This is a genomic window from Salmonella sp. 2020_1395 (assembly GCF_043848115.1).
Classification (GTDB): domain Bacteria; phylum Pseudomonadota; class Gammaproteobacteria; order Enterobacterales; family Enterobacteriaceae; genus Salmonella; species Salmonella enterica.
In genome coordinates, this window is sequence record NZ_JBCMFH010000008.1 from 110,556 (window position 1) to 127,924 (window position 17,369).

Genomic DNA, 17,369 nt, shown 5'->3' on the forward strand with positions numbered 1-17,369 from the left:
ATTGAAAAATACAATAATGCATGATGACAATATTTTATTATATAGTTTTTAACATATAACCCAATATTAATGCCGATTATGAATAATTATAGATTAACTTTTTCTTTATATTTCCTGCGTTCGGTAATGTTGCTTAGCATCATTTTAACAAGTGTTGGTTGTAATAATCAAAAGAGTAAAGAATTGGTTCTTCCTGTTGATTCCACGCAGTTTTCGCAATTGGCTTGTTATTATAAGGATATTAATTCCGATGATAATGTAATGGAGTTAAAATTACCAGGTGAATATAAAGAGAAAACTAACTTATTTAATCAACAGGAAATTAAGGTGCCGGTAAAAGGTGAGAGTTTTCTTTCTCCGTATATTGGTGATGGTGTCCGTTATTATGAATTAGGGTACTTTGAACATGATGGTAATACTTACAAATTGATAATTTATAATAAAATTGGAGAGTCTGATACGTCATTGCTTAATGTGCAAATAAATAGTTACGATGCAAAAGGAAACCTGGTGGATGCTTTATTGCTTAGTAGCTTTTTTGCTTATGAAGATATCGTGCGTTTTTCTGATTTTGTCATCCGCCAGAATTACACAATAAGCATTGATAGTTATGTTATATATAGGTGGTATGAGGACAGCAAAGATGGTCATCTTGTAACTATAAAGTTTAAAGATCAGGCGCCTCAGATTTATATAAAGGAACAATATCAAATGGAAAATGGTCGGTTCAAATTGATATCCAGAAATGAAGTATCACAGGATAAAAAAAAGAAGCGAGCGTTAAATATACCATGCTTACGACATTAATAATTGTAATGGAGGTGTTGAGGTAATATGGATAGCAGGAAAGAATGAGGAACGTTATGAGAATTATAAATAGATTGTTAATTTCAACCGATCTCAGGTTAATCATAAAATTTCAGTTTCCACGCCAGATTTATTCAACGCGCAGATAGTGCCCGTCGGCGCGGACATTTGCGCCAAAACCGCAGTCCACAAACGTATCGGTGCTGGCATCAATGGTTTCAGAAGAAAAAGCCAGCGAAATGTCGCAGTGAATATCATCGCCTTCCCGAAGCGCCACGATGGTTTTATCGTTTTCCAGCGTTACCGTTGCGGAGAACTCGCCGATATTGGGGCCGAAGTAGATCCCCATTAAACCGAACCAGTAACCCTGAAAATTAACCTGATAGCGCGATGGGGTGGGTAATGCCTTCACGCTAAGCACATTCCAGGAGGCGCGTCCGGCATAGCGCCAGTATTCCCCCGCCGCAAAAACCGGTGGCGGCAGGGCCGATAGCTTATCTTTGATAAGTTTCAGGTTGTAGATCGACTTGCTATCATTCGGCCTTAGCATCAGCCAGGCGCGGGCTTTACGCCACTCGCCTTCGCGTATCCAGGTTAGCGCCACGTTGTTGTAGGCCGTCGCGATGGCGCTGTCGTCAAGGGCGCAGCTTTCGCTCCATGCGGCCTGCTGTTCAAAAGCGTCGCGCGCTTTGGCATACTTTTGGGTCTTGTAAAGCTGTTCGCCCTGGCTGGCAAAAACTGGAATTTTTGCGCAGTCGGCCTCGATCTGCTGCTCCGTAATTTCAGCCCTGGCGGTGGCGCAGAGTAGAAGCAGGGCGCAAAGAAATAGAGATTTTCTTTGTATTATCACTCCATTACACCATTGAGTTGACCTGTCCCGGCAGCTCTGAATTCGGGATACGGACGGTATACCAGGCGAAACGAAAGCGTTTCCAGAAAGAATCGAAATGCAGGTGGTCCAGGCAGTCCATAACGATTTCATTATCCGGGTAAAGTGTGAAGGCAAAATGCGCCCAGCGTGCGCTTAGCTTCATATTAAACAGCGTTCGATCGTGTTTATTACCGTGCAGACGCGATAGGGTCACCATAGCATGTAGCGTGCCTTTGTTGGCCTCTTGTTGCACCAGCTCCAGATGCTTATGCGCCAGCGTAATATCCTTCACTTCAAAAATATTCAGCAGGAACAAGCCCCAGGCCTCTTTATGCCCGAACTGATGCGCCAGCCAGAGATTATCGAGCAGTTCTTTTTCATAAGCGGAACGTTTTTCGGTATCAGGTTCTTGTTTACTCAGACGCTGGTTGCAGATGCCAATGCTGAAATGAATATTTTGCAGGTCATTTTCATAGTCGGTATAGCCTCCGTTATCTATTAATTTGTACGGGGTGCTCTCGCGCAGCGCTAACTGCCGGTGCAAAATCTCCGCTGCGCGCTGAAAATACCCTAACGCGATGGCAGGATCGTAAGGTAGTAGGCCGTTGTTCTCTTTATTATTGTGTTCAAGGCCCAGCAGGTTTAGCGCGGCGGGTATATTTCTTTGCGCGCCCAGCTCTGCCAGCGGCACGAAATGTTCCGGGAGCCCGAACCAGTTGAAATTTTTAATCGCCGCCCGCCAGTTATGGTTATATTGAATGTCGGCGACGCTATCGAGCCAGGCGAGGCCTTGCGTCTCATCCTTTTCGAAACCCAATAACCCGGCGTACTGAAAGTAGCCACGACGGATTTTCGGCACTGCGAATTCCGTTTGCTGCGCATTCTGACAGAGAAAATTATACATCCACCAGGTGTCAGGAAAATCGCGCAGGGCGAACTTTATCGTGTCATCAGAGAAGTAATTGTTGAGCTTAACTTTTTCCACGATCGAACGCTGAAGGGTTCGCCAGAGCGCGTCGTTATCGTCCAGATCACTATAGCAGACCCGCAGCCACTCCAGCGCGTTGTGGCGAGATTCCTGGATATGCGCTCGCAGGCTAATCTCTTCGGCTTTGGCGATAATACGTTCCTGTTCTGCCGGGGAGTCAACCTCTTTGATGCGCAGATCGCGGTGATCGTCCCACCAGATCAATAGCTCCAGATGTTCACGTTCTGCGGCAGAAAGGTGATCGCATACGCTTGATTCCAGAAATTCGCGGATCTCCTCGTGAGACCCTCTCCAGCGTGGCATACGAAACGGGATATATTCATCCAGCACGTAAAATGCCGTCGGGAAAATAGCCAGGCAGACGGCGAGCCAGTATTTTTGCCCGGCATCGTCATTGCACTCCGGCAGCACGGACGGGCGCGGCAAATTTGGGCAAACCGCATCGGCAAACGACAGCCCGGAATGGGCCATCAGCGCGTCCACCTCCTGCGGTGAATGGCGATGATATTCAGCCAGATCTTCCATTAATGGCTGCCCGGCAACATCCGCGCCCACGAGGAACTCAACCAGCCAGCCGGGCTGGCCGAAGACTTTTGAGTTGGTGCTGGTCAGGGCCGCCGCCATCCACTGGCGCGGTTCACAGTCGATAGCATTGAGCGCGGCGATGACCATCCGTTCGTTGCAGGCGGCGGCGCAGATCCACATCGCTCGGGTGGTTTCTCTCGCCCAGCCATAGCTGCGGTAAAGCCACGCACGGTGATTCCAGTATTGCGCCTCGGCAAGCCAGGCGTGAGTGGAGCGGGGACGAGCGCGTTGCCACTTTTTGATCAGCGCTAATCCTTGCGGCCCAGCCTCAACCAGCGTGTCCATATCGTAAAAAGGGTTGTCCATTTGATTCCAGGCGAAGAAATAGCGCTTTTCCGCTTCGCGGCTGGTAAAGCTCTCCGTCAGCGCCTGGTTGTAGCGTTCGTCCAGTTCGTCATAGCGTTCTTCGCGCAGCAGGCCGGGAATATCGGCGATATGCCACTCTCGTTGCCCGTCATTGAGGGGATTTTTGTGGTTGCACATCTCAAACATAGCGTTGAGCAGACGATCATCCTGTTCCATAAAGCGTCCTTTAAATCGGCTCGAAAATTTTGAATTCATTCCACGGCAGTTGTCGCCAGCGGCTGACCGGGTCTTGCAAATAATGGGTGGCTTCCTGTAAATCCCGTCCGGCAAGCGCTGTTGGCGTGTCACGTAGCGTGAGCCATACCCGGCGGGCGCGAACGTAGGCGGTGGCGTAATCCTCCCAGGAATCAAAACAGTCCTGAGCGCGCTGGGCGTTAAGTAATAACACCAGCCAGGCCTGATGTACGTCGCACCAGCCGAGCCCGGCGATACAGCGGGTCAGAAAGGCGGTGCGCATGCAGTCGAAAGCCAGCGCGTCGCGGACCTGGCCCTGGGCCGCCAGATGATGATAAAACGTGCGCGGCGAGCTGCCGATGCCCGCAGGCCAGCGGCGTAAGATATCCTCGACCTTGTGGCGTAACGCCGCGCCGTCGAGGTTTTCGCTCAAGCCCAGCTCTTTTTTTACCTGCTGTGCCAGATAGCGGCGTTTGTCATCGTCAAGTTTGAAGACCAGCTCAACGCCTTTGATCGGTAGCCCGTTGCGCCGGGCGAGGATATCGGCTAGCGCCAGCGCCCATTGCCGCCGTCGGGTATCGCGACGCAGATCCTTCAGGCGATCTTTTTCTTTCTCCTCGGCGATACGAGCCGCAATCAGCGGTTTGTTTTTTTTGTAGTTGCGCCAGCTAAAAAATAGGGCGGCAATAATAAGAACAATCCAGAACATTAGCGCTCCTCCCTGGTTGCAGAAAGATAGCGCGTGGTTTGTAGCGTCAGGCTTTCAATTTCGAAAGGTTCGCTACTGGTGTTTTTCCCGGCAAGCGTAGGGTGCCATTCATGTCGTGGAAACAGCATTTCCGCAGCCGTCGCCACGTTAGGATCAACAACCTGAAGGTAGCGTAGCGCCTCCGGGGCGCTGTGCAGCAGCAGCCACTGTAAAGCCACCGGGGGAGTGGGGAAGTGTTCCATTAAATGAAAATTGTCATGCAGCACATTGAGCAGAAAATTGAGGTCATGAATATGAGTAATAAATTTCCAACCTGAATATTCCGGCGTCGATTCATAAACTATTCCCATCCCTTCGCAATCAGCGTGGCGCTCAGGAAGTGGTTGCAGATGGCGTAACAGAGATAAAACATCGTTAGCATATTTCTTAATAGGATGGCGATTTTGCTTACCTTTAATCTGATCAATGCTCAGGCCGTTATTACCAACCACCAGGCTTATTGTGACGTGGGGAATATTATTGCCGTCGCGCAGGCTGAACAGGCGAAGTTTCTGTTGTTCAATTTGCCGGGCGTAGTAATCACCGTAGCCGCCGGAAAGCGCGCCTTTATTATCAAAATCTCCGACGCAGTGTTGCATATGCCAGGATTCATACGCCATCTCACTGCGCAGGCCGGGGTTTGTTGCATCAAGCTCAACCAGCACACCGTTATTCACCGCCATCACCGGTTTTAGCGCCTCGCTGTTGGAGGGATACCAACCTTGTTCACGCAGGCGCTGCATTTTTTGATGCTCCGCTTCGCGCATTGCCAGCACGGTAAAGCAGTTGATGCGCTGTAGTTTAGTTTCCAGCCGCGTTCCTTCCTGCCGCGAAAGAAATTCCACTAAATCTCTTTCCATTGCCACGAGTTGCGGGTGCTGAACGTTAAGGTAGTAAAAGCGCTCATCGCCACCCAGCTTTGGCACCAGCCAGGCGGGGATTTCTGCATCAGCGCTAAAATAAACGGCATAATCGGCGACGGAGCGCACAGGATAAACATGAGGAAAGTCACCGATGATCCAACGATAAAAATGGTTGCTTAACCAGCGCTGGATATTTTCGCTGTCGCCGCGTTGTTGGCTCCGGGAAAAAATAGACGATTTTACATTTGGCGCATTTATTATATTGCGTGGTTTATAGCGGTGAGATGACGTTTCTGTCATAAAAATCCATGTATAATTAAGCTGGCATTATGCTTATGTATTTTTAGATTCACTTAATGAATTAATGCGCAATAAGTTTAAAAAACTACTCACAGTATATCGGTAAACTAAAAAGATCGGCCAAATAATTTATTGTCCCCGATCGCGTTCGTCATGGTTTTCGGGATACCGCTCGGCCAAAGGAAAGAGGACAGTGTGTTAATTCCGCCAGAATAGCGTTGGCGGAAAATATCGTCTTACGACCTTGTTATTGTTATGCTAATAATCATTATACCAGGCGACACGCATCCGCTTCCCAGCGATATCCCACCCCGTAGACCGCGCGTATAAATGACTGTTCGGCATCCAGCGATTCCAGCTTGCGGCGCAGGTTTTTAATGTGGCTGTCGATAGTACGATCGGTCACCACACGGTAGTCGTCGTAGAGGTGGTTTAACAACTGCTCGCGGGAAAAAACTTTACCCGGTTCAAGCGATAAGGTTTTTAGCAGGCGGAATTCAGCGGGGGTTAAATCCAGCGCTTTACCACACCAGGAGGCCTGAAAGCGGCTTTCATCAATCATTAACGGGCTTTCGGCATCCTGCTGCTGGAGTTCGCGCTGCGGTTTACAGCGGCGCAAAATGGTTTTCACGCGGGCCACGACTTCGCGTGGGCTGTAAGGCTTACAGATATAATCATCGGCGCCGATTTCCAGCCCAAGCAGCCGGTCGATCTCTTCGATTTTGGCCGTGACCATCACAATGGGGATGTCGGAAAAACGGCGAATCTCCCGGCATAGCGTCAGACCATCGGTACCCGGCAGCATCAGATCCAGCAGGATCAGATCCGGTGGCGTTTGACGCACATACGGCAGTACCTTGTCGCCATGATTGATGAGCGTGGGGGCGTAACTTGCCGCGCGTAAGTAGTCAATAAGCAGCTGTCCCAGCTTGGGTTCATCTTCAACAATCAAAATGCGCGGCGTGTTTTCATCAATGGGTAATTCAGTCATACTTCTCTCTGTAAATCGCGATCCAGCGGTAACTCTACTGTAATGCTAACCCCGCCAAAAGGCGAATGAGCGGCGTGAAGATGACCGTTATGCGCGTGTACAATATTGACGCATATTGCCAGCCCTAGTCCAGAACCGCCGCTGGCGCGGTTACGGGACACTTCCGTGCGGTAAAAACGGTCAAAAAGCTTCTGTAACTGTTCATCGCTGACGCCCGGTGCAGAATCGGCAAAGGTCAGGAATAATGATTTGTCGCGTTGTTCGGCGGAAATATGCAGGCCGCCGCCGCTGTCGGTGTAGCGCAGACTGTTTTCCAGTAGATTATTAAACAGTTGCATCAGGCGATCCGGGTCGCCGAAGACGGTCATGCTATCCGGCAACGCGTAATGTAACGTTAGCCCCCGGCTGGTAAAGCGCTCTCTGAACGCGCCGCCAGCGACTTCCAACAGGGGAACAAGATCGACGGTCGTTTTTTGGTAAGCCAGCGCGCCCTCGTCAGACAACGACAGCTGATGCAGGTCGTCAACCAGTTTGGTAAGCGTACCGACTTCCGCCTGTAGCGAGGTAACCGATTCTGGCGTGAACTGGCGAACGCCATCCTGAATGGCTTCCAGTTCGCCGCGCAATACCGCCAGCGGCGTGCGCAGTTCGTGGGAAATATCCGCCATAAAGTCGCGGCGCATCTGCTGGTTTTTTTCCAGCGTACTGGCAAGCTGGTTAAAGTCCTGCGCCAGTTTTCCCAGCTCATCGGCGCTGGTTGGGGTCACGCGCGTGGTAAAATCCCCCGCCGCCAGTCTGTGCGTACCCTCGACCAACCGTTTGACCGGGGCGAGCAGGCCACGCGCCAGCAAAAACGTCGCCAGCGCGGCCAGCAACGTTGATAACGCCACGATCATCCAACTGGCGCGCCGCTGCTGCATATCAAAATTAATATCCGTATTGCGCGTCAGCCGCTCGACAGGAGAGGCGATAATCGCGCCGACTTCGGCGCCATTGACCAGAATGGGGCGGCGAGTACCGTCATGCGGCACCGGACCGCGTGGGCCGACCAGCACCCGGCCATTTTGATCGACGACCCAGAATTGGGTGCGCCAACCGTGCGGCGGCATACCGGGGCCGGGTTTATCCCGGTCGTTGTCATGCTCAAATGAACGCAGAATCTGGAAAACGAAGCGATCGTTGTTGCGTAAAAAACGCCAGTTGCCGTGTTGCTGGTACTGGTCGCCCAGCGCATCGCCCAGCATTTGTAGCCGCTGCTCGTTGCCGTGTTTGATATAGTCAATAAATCCGCGTTCAAAACTGACGCGCACGGCCCAATGCATACTGATCAGCAGCACGATGCAGGTGGCGAAAATCGCCAGAAACAGCTTGCCGGTGATTCCGGGCCGCCAGACTTTCATTACAGGCTCCTTTTACGCCGTGAAATGACCATGTTTTGCTGTGTATCGTTCGGCACGCGGGCAAAAATTATCGCCGGTAGCGCGATAATAACCGCCATACATAACCAGGTATACATAAAGACGTGATGTGTGGCGCTACTGTCTATCCCGATATGCTGTTGGCCAAACATACCCAGCAGCATTCCGGCAATAGTGACGCCGATACTCATCGAGAGCTGCATAATCATCGATAATAAGCTATTGCCGCTGCTGGCCAGCGTATCGGGAAGGTCTTTTAGCGTTAAGGTGTTCATGGAAGAAAAGCGCGCCGAGTTCACCATTCCCTGCAAAAGCAGTACCAGCGGCAGGAGATAATACCAGCCGAGCAGCGCGACCGACATAAACAACAGGCTAACCAATGCCAGTCCGAGCGTAGTCGCCACCAGAACCCGACGATAGCCAAAACGGTTAACTATCTGCACCACAATCCGCTTCATTCCCATGCTGCCCAGCACCATGGGGATCATCATCAAACCGGCATGAAACGGTGAAAAACCAAGACCAATTTGTAAAAAGACCGGCGTCATAAACGGCAGCATACCGCTGCCGATACGCCCGGCAAAACTGCCCAGCAACCCCAGTGAAAACGTGGGCGTGCGGAACAATCGCAGGCTGAATAACGCGCCTGAGTTTTTTTTGGCATGGAAGAGATAGAGCAGAATGGCTGCCGCGCCGCCCGCAGCAAGTCCGGCTAATGTCCAGGGCGAGATCCCCATGCTTTTACTACCGTCCAGCGCCAGCGTGAGTACCGCCATGCCGATAGCTAACAGCAGGAACCCCGGCAGATCAAAGCGCCGGGTCTCTATGGTGTAGTTTGGCATCAGCATAAAGGTCGCCATAGCGCCGACAATTCCCACCGGGATATTGATCAGAAAGATCCAGTGCCATGAAGCATATTCCACCAGCACCCCGCCCAGCGCGGGGCCGAGTAACGGCCCGATCTGACCCGGCAGGGTGACGAAGGTCATCGCCGCCATATATTGCGCGCGCGGCACGATTTTCATGACCGTCAGGCGTCCGACCGGCACCATCATCGCGCCGCCTACGCCTTGTAAAACCCGCGCTAATACCAGTTGATTAAGCGTGCCGGAGAGGGCGCAAAACAGCGAACCCAGCGTGAACAGCACGATGGCGGCAAAGAAAATATTACGCACGCCGATTTTGTCTGCCAGCCAGCCGCTGGCGGGGAGCATCACGGCGACGGTAAGAACATATGACACCACTACCATGTGCATATGCAGCGGGCTTTCCCCCAGGCTTTTCGCCATGGAGGGCAGCGCAGTGTTGACGATGGTGGTATCCAGCGACTGCATAAAAAAGCCGAATGCCACAATCCAGAGTTGCCAGCGGGTGTTGTCAGGAAGTTCTGTCATATCTCTACTATCGGTTTGCTATTTTTACGCGAAAAACGCAGCCGCAGACGATCGAAAAAGAGGTACACCACCGGCGTGGTATAGAGCGTCAGGAGCTGGCTCATGACCAAACCGCCGACAATGGTTATCCCCAACGGCTGCCGTAATTCCGAACCGTCTCCGCCAGATAACACCAATGGCAGTGCGCCGAACAGCGCCGCCAGCGTGGTCATCATTATTGGACGGAAGCGTAACAAGCAGGCCTGGAAAATGGCTTGTTCCGGCGTCAGGCCGCCGCTTCGTTGCGCTTCAAGCGCAAAATCGACCATCATAATGGCGTTTTTCTTCACAATGCCAATTAATAGCATGATCCCTATCAGGGCGATTAGGCTGAAAGGGGCATTGAAGAGTTCCAGCGCCAGAAGCGCCCCAACGCCCGCCGATGGCAGAGTAGAGAGAATGGTCAGCGGATGGACGTAGCTTTCGTACAGTATCCCCAGCACAATGTAGACGGTAGCGATCGCCGCCACTATCAAAATAAGCTGCGAATTCATGGTCTGCTGGAACACTTGCGCCGTTCCGGAAAAACTGCCGCGTACCGTCGGGGGGACGCCAAGCTGCGTCATGGTGCGATTAATGGCCTCCGTCGCCTGCGATAACGATGTGCCGGTCGGCAGGTTAAAGGCAATCGTGGACGCCGCGGAAAGTCCCTGATGGTTCACCGACAGCGGCGCATTGGCGGGCCGCCATTGGGCGAAATAAGAGAGGGGGATCGCTTTTCCGTCGCTGTTGATAACAAACATTTTCTCCAGCGCGCTGATATCCTGGCTATAGCGCGGATCGACTTCCATCACCACTTTATACTGGTTCATCGGCTGATAAATGGTGGAAATTTGCCGCTGGCCGAAAGCATTATTTAACAGACTGTTTGCGGCCTGAACATCAATGCCCAGTCGTGACATGGTGTCGCGGTCGTAGATAAGGTTCATCTCCGCGCCGTTATCCTGCTGGTCGGAGTTTACGTCCGCCAGTTGCGGCAGGGCCGAGAGCGCTTTGCGTATTTTCGGCTCCCACTCGCGCAGCGCCGCCAGAGAGTCAGACAGCAACGTATATTGGTAACTGGCGTTAGCCTGCCGCCCGCCGACGCGAATATCCTGTACCGCCATCAGAAACAGCCTGGCGCCGGGTTCTTTTGCCAGTTTGACCCGTAGTCGGTCAATGACTTGCTGCGCCGTCTCTTTGCGTTCGCCGCGCGGCTTCAGCGTAATAAACATCATGCCGCTATTCACCCGCGAGCCGCCGGTAAAACCAGTGACATTATTCACCGCCGGATCGTCGCGAATAATTTTCATAAAATCCTGCAGCTTGCCGCGCATGGCCTGGAAAGAGATGCTCTGGTCAGCCTGAATACCGCCCATCAACACGCCGGTGTCCTGCTCCGGAAAGAATGTTTTAGGGATGGCGATATAAAGCCAGATGTTCAGCGCAACGGTGCCAAGAAAAACCACCCCGACAAGACGCGTATGGTTAAGCACCCATTTTAACGACGTGCCGTAACCCTGTTGCAAGGCGACCAGCAAACGGCCAACGCCCCGTTTACGCGGTTGGGTGCGCGGTTTGCTTGATTTAAGCATCCAGCCGCACATCATCGGCGTCAGCGTGAGCGAGACCACCAGCGATATGCCAATCGCTACCGAGAGGGTAACGGCGAATTCCCGTAATAAGCGTCCTGGCAGGCCGCCCATTAACAGCAGCGGCAGAAATACCGCCACCAGCGACAGACTCATGGAGATGACCGTAAACCCGACTTCCCGCGTACCCTGTAATGCCGCCTGCAAAGGTTTCATTCCCGCCTCCAGATGGCGGGCGATATTTTCCAGCACCACAATGGCATCATCAACGACAAATCCGGTCGCGATAGTCAGCGCCATCAGCGACAGATTGTTGAGGCTGAAGCCGCACAGATACATGGCGGCGAAGGTGCCGATGAGCGAAACGGGAACGGCGACGGCGGGGATTAGCGTGGCGCGCCCGGAACGCAGGAATAAAAACACCACCAGGATCACCAGCGCGACAGAGATAGCCAGCGTCTCTTCTACCTCTTGCAGCGATGCGCGAATCGTCGGCGAACGATCCTGGGCGATTTGTAAATCGATAGCGGCGGGGATCATTGCCCGCAGTTCCGGCAGTTTTGCCCGGATGCCGTCGACCGTCTGAATAATATTGGCCTCCGGCAGCTTGCGGATCATCAACAAAATAGCGGGTTTAGCGTTCGTCATCCCGGCGTTACGGACATCCTGCACCGAGTCGGTGACGCTGGCGACGTCGCCCAGGCGTACCGCCGCGCCGTTGTTATAGTGAATAATCAGCGGCTGGTATTCGGCGGCGGTTTTCAGTTCGTCGTTGGTCTGGATTTGCCAGCGGTGGACGCTATCTTCAATTGCGCCTTGCGGTCGGCGTACGTTGGCGCTGTCGATCGCTTCGCGGACCTCATCCAGCGAGACGCCCTGGTTAAAGAGCGCCTGCGGGTTTAAGCCTACACGTACCGCGGGCAGGGAGCTGCCGCCGACGTCAACGTCGCCGACGCCGTCAATTTGCGCGATGGTTTGCGCCAGTTGGGTAGAGGCGAAATCATACAGTTTGCCCTGTGACCAGCTCTCCGAGGTGAGCGTTAAAATCATAATCGGCGCGTCGGACGGGTTGGCCTTGCGATAAGTCGGGCGGCTGGGCATTCCGCCTGGCAACAAGCTTTGCGCGGCGTTAATGGCGGCCTGCACGTCGCGCGCCGCGCCGTTAATATCACGATCGAAATTAAATTCGAGAATAATGCGCGTACTGCCGAGCGAGCTGCTGGAAGTCATTTCATTGACGCCTGCAATGCGTCCCAAAGAGCGTTCCAACGGCGTCGCCACTGACGAAGCCATGGTTTCCGGCGAGGCGCCCGGCAGCGAGGCGCTAACCATAATCACCGGGAAATCGACCTGCGGCAGCGGGGCGACCGGCAGCAGACGAAAGCCCAGAATGCCGCACAGCGTAATGGCGGCGGCAATCAAAATGGTGGCGACCGGGCGGTAGATGAAAAGGGCGAAAAAGCGCATCTACGCCTCCTCTTTATGGCGCGGAAAGCGACTTTTCACGTACAGCGACAGGCGGTCAAACAGGAGATAAATCACCGGTGTGGTAAACAGAGTTAATACCTGGCTGACCAGTAGGCCGCCCACCATCGCGATCCCCAACGGGCGACGTAATTCCGCGCCAACGCCGGTACTCAACATTAATGGCAATGCCCCGAGCAACGCCGCCAGCGTGGTCATCAGAATCGGTCGAAAACGCAGCAGACAGGCCTGGAAGATAGCGTCGCGCGGACTCATCCCCTGTTCGCGTTCGGCGGCGAGGGCGAAGTCAATCATCATGATGGCGTTTTTCTTCACGATGCCGATCAGCAAAATAATGCCGATAATGGCGATAATATCGAGCTCGCTACCAGCGATGATCAGCGCCAGCAGCGCGCCGACGCCCGCCGTAGGCAGCGTTGAGAGAATCGTGATCGGATGGATAAAACTCTCATACAGCACGCCGAGCACGATATACATCGCCACCACGGCGGCGACAATAAGCCAGACGGTGCTGCCCAGCGCCGCCTGGAAGGCGAGCGTACTGCCCTGAAACTGCGTTGTAATATCCGCTGGCAGGGCGAGCGTTTTTTCCGTATCGAGAATCGCCTGCACCGCATCGCCGAGCGAATAGCCCTCCGGCACGTTAAACGAAAATGTCGTGACCGGGAACTGATCTAAATGATTGATGGAGAGCGGAGCGAAGCGCTGCTCAATGCGGGCAATCGCGCTGAGCGGTACGGTGCCGCCGTCGCGGCTCGTCAGGCGAATCGTCTCCAGCGCCGCCAGGCCCGGCGTGCTGGCGGTATTATGTTCCAGCACGACGCGGTACTGGTTCGCCTGGGTATAAATCGTTGAAATCAGGCGTTGTCCGAACGCGTTGTAGAGCGCGTTATCCACATCCGCCATGCTGATACCCAGACGGCTGGCGCTGTCGCGGTCGACATTCACCCAAGCCGCTAATCCTCGATCTTGCCAGTCGCTGCTTACCTCGGAAAGCTGTGGTAACGACTGTAGCGCGTTCTGCAGTTTTGGCACCCAGTGGCTGAGCGCATCGAGCGTCGTGGCCTGCAGGGTAAACTGATACTGCGTGCGGCTGACCTGCGTGTCGATGGTTAAATCCTGCGTCGGCTGGAGATACAGCGCCACGCCGGGAATCGTCGCCACGGCGGTTTGCAGCCGGGAGATCACCTGCTGCACGCGGTCATCACGCGCATCCAGCGGCTTGAGGTTAATTTGCAGGCGCGCGCTATTGAGCGTGGGGTTAGCACCGTCTACGCCAACAAAAGTCGTCAGGCTTTGCACCGCCGGGTCCTGTAATATCCGCTCCGCCACCTGGCGTTGACGTTGCGCCATACTGGCATACGATGACGATTGCGGCGCCTGCAGCGTCCCCTGGATAATGCCGTTATCCTGTACCGGAAAGAACCCTTTCGGAATGACTATCCACAGCATAACGCTGAGCAGGAGCGTGGCGAATGCCACGCTCAATGTAAGCCACGGATGGTTGAGCACTTTCGCTAATCCGCGTCCGTAGCTGGCGATCACGCGGTCAAACATCCGCTCGCAGGCGCGGGAAAAGCGGTTTTGTTTACGCAGAGACTGCTGGCTGAGCATACGCGCGCACATCATGGGCGTGAGCGTCAAAGAGACGACGGCGGAGATTAAAATCGCTACCGCCAACGTCACCGCAAATTCGCGGAACAGTCGACCAACAATATCGCCCATAAAGAGCAACGGGATCAGCACCGCAATCAGTGAAAAGGTGAGGGAAATAATGGTAAAGCCGATTTCGCCCGCGCCTTTGAGCGCCGCCGCCAGCGGTTTTTCTCCTTTTTCGATGTAGCGCGAGATGTTCTCGATCACCACAATTGCATCGTCCACCACGAAACCCGTGGCGATAGTGAGCGCCATCAGCGTCAGGTTATTAATGGAAAAATCCAAAAATACCATCACCGCAAAGGTGCCGATAAGCGACAGCGGTACGGCGACGCCGGGAATAATTGTGGCGGGAATATTACGTAAAAACAGATAGATAATCATGACGACCAGCGCGATCGCCAGCATCAGTTCAAACTGGGTATCGCGCACGGAAGCGCGAATATTGGTGGTGCGATCGGACAGGACCGTGACCTTCACCGATTTCGGCAGGCTTTCGGTAAGCTGGGGCAGCATCTGGCGAATGCTGTCCGCTGTCGCAATGATATTGGCGCCAGGCTGGCGTTGAACGTTCATCACGATAGCCGGCGCTTGATTCGCCCATGCGCCGAGCCAGCTATTTTCCGCCCCCTGTTCGACGGTGGCGACATCGCCCAGCCGTACCGGCGCGCCGTTTTGATACGCGATGATAAGCCTGCGGTATTCGTCGGCAGACTGCATCTGATCGTTAGCAGAAAGCGTCACCGCCCGTTCGGGGCCATCCAGACTGCCTTTCGCCGAGTTGACGTTGGCGCCGGTAATTGCGGTACGGACCGTTTCGCTGGTCAGACCGAGCGCGGCGACAGCCTGAGCATTCAGTTTTACGCGTACCGCAGGGCGCTGCCCGCCGGCAAGCGTCACCAGTCCGACGCCGGAGACCTGCGAGATCTTCTGCGCCACGCGGGTTTCTACCATGTCCTCTACCTGGGTCATCGGCATCGCGTTTGAGGTGACGGCAAGCGTCATAATCGGCGGGTCCGCCGGATTGACTTTGCTGTAAATCGGCGGATTCGGCAGGTCGGAAGGCAATAAATTGGTGGCTGCGTTAATCGCCGCCTGTACTTCCTGCTCGGCAACGTCCAGCGGCAGCGTCAACTGAAACTGTAGCGTTACCACCGACGCGCCGCCGGAGCTTTGCGACGACATCTGCTTCAGTCCTGACATCTGGCCGAACTGGCGCTCAAGCGGCGCGGTGACGGCGGAGGTCATGACATCCGGGCTGGCGCCAGGGTAGAGCGTAACAACCTGAATAGTGGGGTAGTCGACCTCCGGCAAAGCGGCGACGGGCAGGAAGCGATAGCCGATAATCCCGGCGAGTAAAATCGCCGCCATCAGCAGAGTGGTAGCCACGGGGCGCAGAATAAACAGACGCGAAGGGCCGCCCGTGCTGCCCGGAGGTAATACCTGCATCAGGCGCGCGCTCCTTTTTGACCTTCATGGCGGGAAGGGGATTTTTCATCCGCCACGGTGGTTTGCGGCTCAACGACCTCGACTTTTGCGCCTTCCGTCAGCCGATCAATACCATCGGTAACGACGCGATCGCCTGCCGACAAGCCTGCGCTGATCACCACGTTTCGGTTATCCTGAATACCGATTTTTACCCGCTTCTTGCTGACGTTATTTTCGTCGTTCAGCACCCACACAAAGTGGCCCTCATTGCCCATTTGCACCGCCGCGGCAGGCACCACAACGGCATTTTGTTCGGTATCGACCAGCATCCGGGCGTTCACAAATTGATTGGGGAACAGCGTATCGTCCTGATTGGTAAAGCGCGCTTTAATTTTGATCGTTCCCGTCGTGGGATCAATCTGGTTGTCCAGACTGAGCAACACACCTTCGCTCAATTTGTGCGAGTTAGTCCGATCCCAGGCTTCTACGACCAGCGTTTTCCCCGCTTTCTGCGCCTGAACCACGGTCGCGATATCGCTTTCCGGCAGAGTAAAAATGAGATCAATCGGGTGCGTTTGCGTAATGACGACAATACCTGCGGTATCGCTGCTGGAAATCTGGTTGCCGACATCCACCTGTTTCAGACCCACGCGTCCCGAGACCGGGGCCGTGATACGACTCCAGTCGAGCTGTAACTGCGCGCTGGCGACATTGGCTTCATCCGCTTTAATGGTTCCCTGGGTTTCGTTGACCAGCGCCTGTTGCGCATCCAGTTCCTGACGGGAAACCAGATTGGTTTTTGCCAGTTGCTGATAGCGCGCCAGATCACGACGTGCATTCGCCAGCGTAGCGTTATCTTTTGCCAACTGTCCCTGAGCCTGCGCCAGGGCGACCTTAAACTGGCTGGGATCGATTTGCGCCAGCAGATCGCCTGCGTTGACCTGCTGACCTTCCTGAAAGTGCAGGGCGATGAGTTGACCATCCACGCGGCTACGTACCGTAACGGTATTCGCGGCGGTCACGGTACCCAGCCCGCTCAGATAGCGCGGTACGGCCTGCGTGGTCGCGGTCGCGGCCTGTACCGGCGCCAGAGGGCCGTCGCGCATACCGCGGCGACCTGCGGCGGCGGTATGCGGCGCTTGCGCGGCGACGCCCGGCGCGGCGGTCGGGCTTTCGCTACGGCTATGCCAGAACCAGAATGCGGCGGCGGCCACTACAACCCCAATCGCTATTGCCCAGCGGAAAGTATTACTGCCTTTCATCGGTATAAGTTTCTCATCCTGAAACGTTTTGCGGAATGTTGCTCCCTCTATTGTAGTCAGCAGGGAAGGGAGAAAAATGGAGGAATTATGGAACACGGTCGGGATTATTCTGAATGGCGACCCGCTTTGCGAGGCGCTACGCAACTCTCATCGGTGAAAATCGTTAACGCGCCGGAGTGCGGTAAAGTGGCGGCACGGCAATGAAGGTAAGCCACCGATTTCAGCAGGACGCTGAAACGGGAAAGCCCCTCCCGAGGAAGGGGCCAAAATAAGGAAAGGGTTATGATGAAGGTAGTCATCATACTGGTGATACTCTTAGTGATTAGCCTACCAGCTTACTAAGACACCAGGGGGAGGAGGAATCCTCCCTTACCCTCACTCCTGACGTTAAGCCACATCAAGAATAATGTCAATCCATCAGCG

12 protein-coding genes are annotated in these 17,369 nt (G+C 54.2%); 2 read left to right on the plus strand and 10 right to left on the minus strand.

Annotated features, from left to right (window positions below; translation table 11 throughout):
• Nucleotides 1-69 precede the first annotated feature (69 nt).
• Nucleotides 70-807, plus strand: a complete 738-nt coding sequence (locus tag ACH0WD_RS14725) for a hypothetical protein (protein WP_006497704.1) — start codon at nucleotides 70-72, stop codon at nucleotides 805-807.
• A gap of 130 nt (nucleotides 808-937) precedes the next feature.
• On the opposite strand, the gene ACH0WD_RS14730 is transcribed toward ACH0WD_RS14725, so the two are convergent.
• From ACH0WD_RS14730 to mdtA, 10 genes are all read right to left on the minus strand, one after another.
• On the minus strand, nucleotides 938-1,657 hold the full coding sequence (locus ACH0WD_RS14730) for a tetratricopeptide repeat protein (RefSeq protein WP_000586675.1): 720 nt from the start codon (nucleotides 1,655-1,657) through the stop codon (nucleotides 938-940).
• A 4-nt stretch (nucleotides 1,658-1,661) separates the two neighbouring features.
• Complete coding sequence (locus tag ACH0WD_RS14735; protein ID WP_000434225.1) at nucleotides 1,662-3,773, minus strand: DUF4034 domain-containing protein; 2,112 nt, start codon at nucleotides 3,771-3,773, stop codon at nucleotides 1,662-1,664.
• A gap of 10 nt (nucleotides 3,774-3,783) precedes the next feature.
• On the minus strand, nucleotides 3,784-4,500 hold the full coding sequence (locus ACH0WD_RS14740; RefSeq protein WP_000498586.1) for a DUF1266 domain-containing protein: 717 nt from the start codon (nucleotides 4,498-4,500) through the stop codon (nucleotides 3,784-3,786).
• Nucleotides 4,500-5,702, minus strand: coding sequence for a hypothetical protein (locus ACH0WD_RS14745; protein WP_000141074.1), 1,203 nt, complete (start codon nucleotides 5,700-5,702; stop codon nucleotides 4,500-4,502). The genes ACH0WD_RS14740 and ACH0WD_RS14745 overlap by 1 nt, the downstream gene beginning before the upstream one ends.
• A gap of 268 nt (nucleotides 5,703-5,970) precedes the next feature.
• A complete protein-coding gene (baeR, locus tag ACH0WD_RS14750; RefSeq protein ID WP_000137854.1) occupies nucleotides 5,971-6,693 on the minus strand; it encodes a two-component system response regulator BaeR in 723 nt (240 codons plus the stop codon).
• Nucleotides 6,690-8,093: a two-component system sensor histidine kinase BaeS gene (gene baeS / locus ACH0WD_RS14755; RefSeq protein WP_000870073.1), complete on the minus strand. Its 1,404-nt coding sequence runs from the start codon at nucleotides 8,091-8,093 to the stop codon at nucleotides 6,690-6,692. The genes baeR and baeS overlap by 4 nt, the downstream gene beginning before the upstream one ends.
• Complete coding sequence (locus ACH0WD_RS14760) at nucleotides 8,093-9,505, minus strand: MFS transporter (protein WP_000137818.1); 1,413 nt, start codon at nucleotides 9,503-9,505, stop codon at nucleotides 8,093-8,095. The genes baeS and ACH0WD_RS14760 overlap by 1 nt, the downstream gene beginning before the upstream one ends.
• Complete coding sequence (gene mdtC / locus ACH0WD_RS14765; protein WP_001210083.1) at nucleotides 9,502-12,582, minus strand: multidrug efflux RND transporter permease subunit MdtC; 3,081 nt, start codon at nucleotides 12,580-12,582, stop codon at nucleotides 9,502-9,504. The genes ACH0WD_RS14760 and mdtC overlap by 4 nt, the downstream gene beginning before the upstream one ends.
• Nucleotides 12,583-15,705 (minus strand): multidrug efflux RND transporter permease subunit MdtB, encoded by a 3,123-nt coding sequence (gene mdtB / locus ACH0WD_RS14770; RefSeq protein ID WP_001197797.1) that lies wholly within the window; start codon nucleotides 15,703-15,705, stop codon nucleotides 12,583-12,585.
• On the minus strand, nucleotides 15,705-16,946 hold the full coding sequence (gene mdtA, locus ACH0WD_RS14775) for a multidrug efflux RND transporter subunit MdtA (RefSeq protein ID WP_000678816.1): 1,242 nt from the start codon (nucleotides 16,944-16,946) through the stop codon (nucleotides 15,705-15,707). The genes mdtB and mdtA overlap by 1 nt, the downstream gene beginning before the upstream one ends.
• A 282-nt stretch (nucleotides 16,947-17,228) precedes the next feature.
• Here mdtA and ACH0WD_RS14780 point away from each other — a divergent pair, with 282 nt between their 5' ends.
• A complete protein-coding gene (locus ACH0WD_RS14780; RefSeq protein ID WP_105887528.1) occupies nucleotides 17,229-17,288 on the plus strand; it encodes a type I toxin-antitoxin system Ibs family toxin in 60 nt (19 codons plus the stop codon).
• The last annotated feature ends 81 nt before the right edge of the window (nucleotides 17,289-17,369 follow it).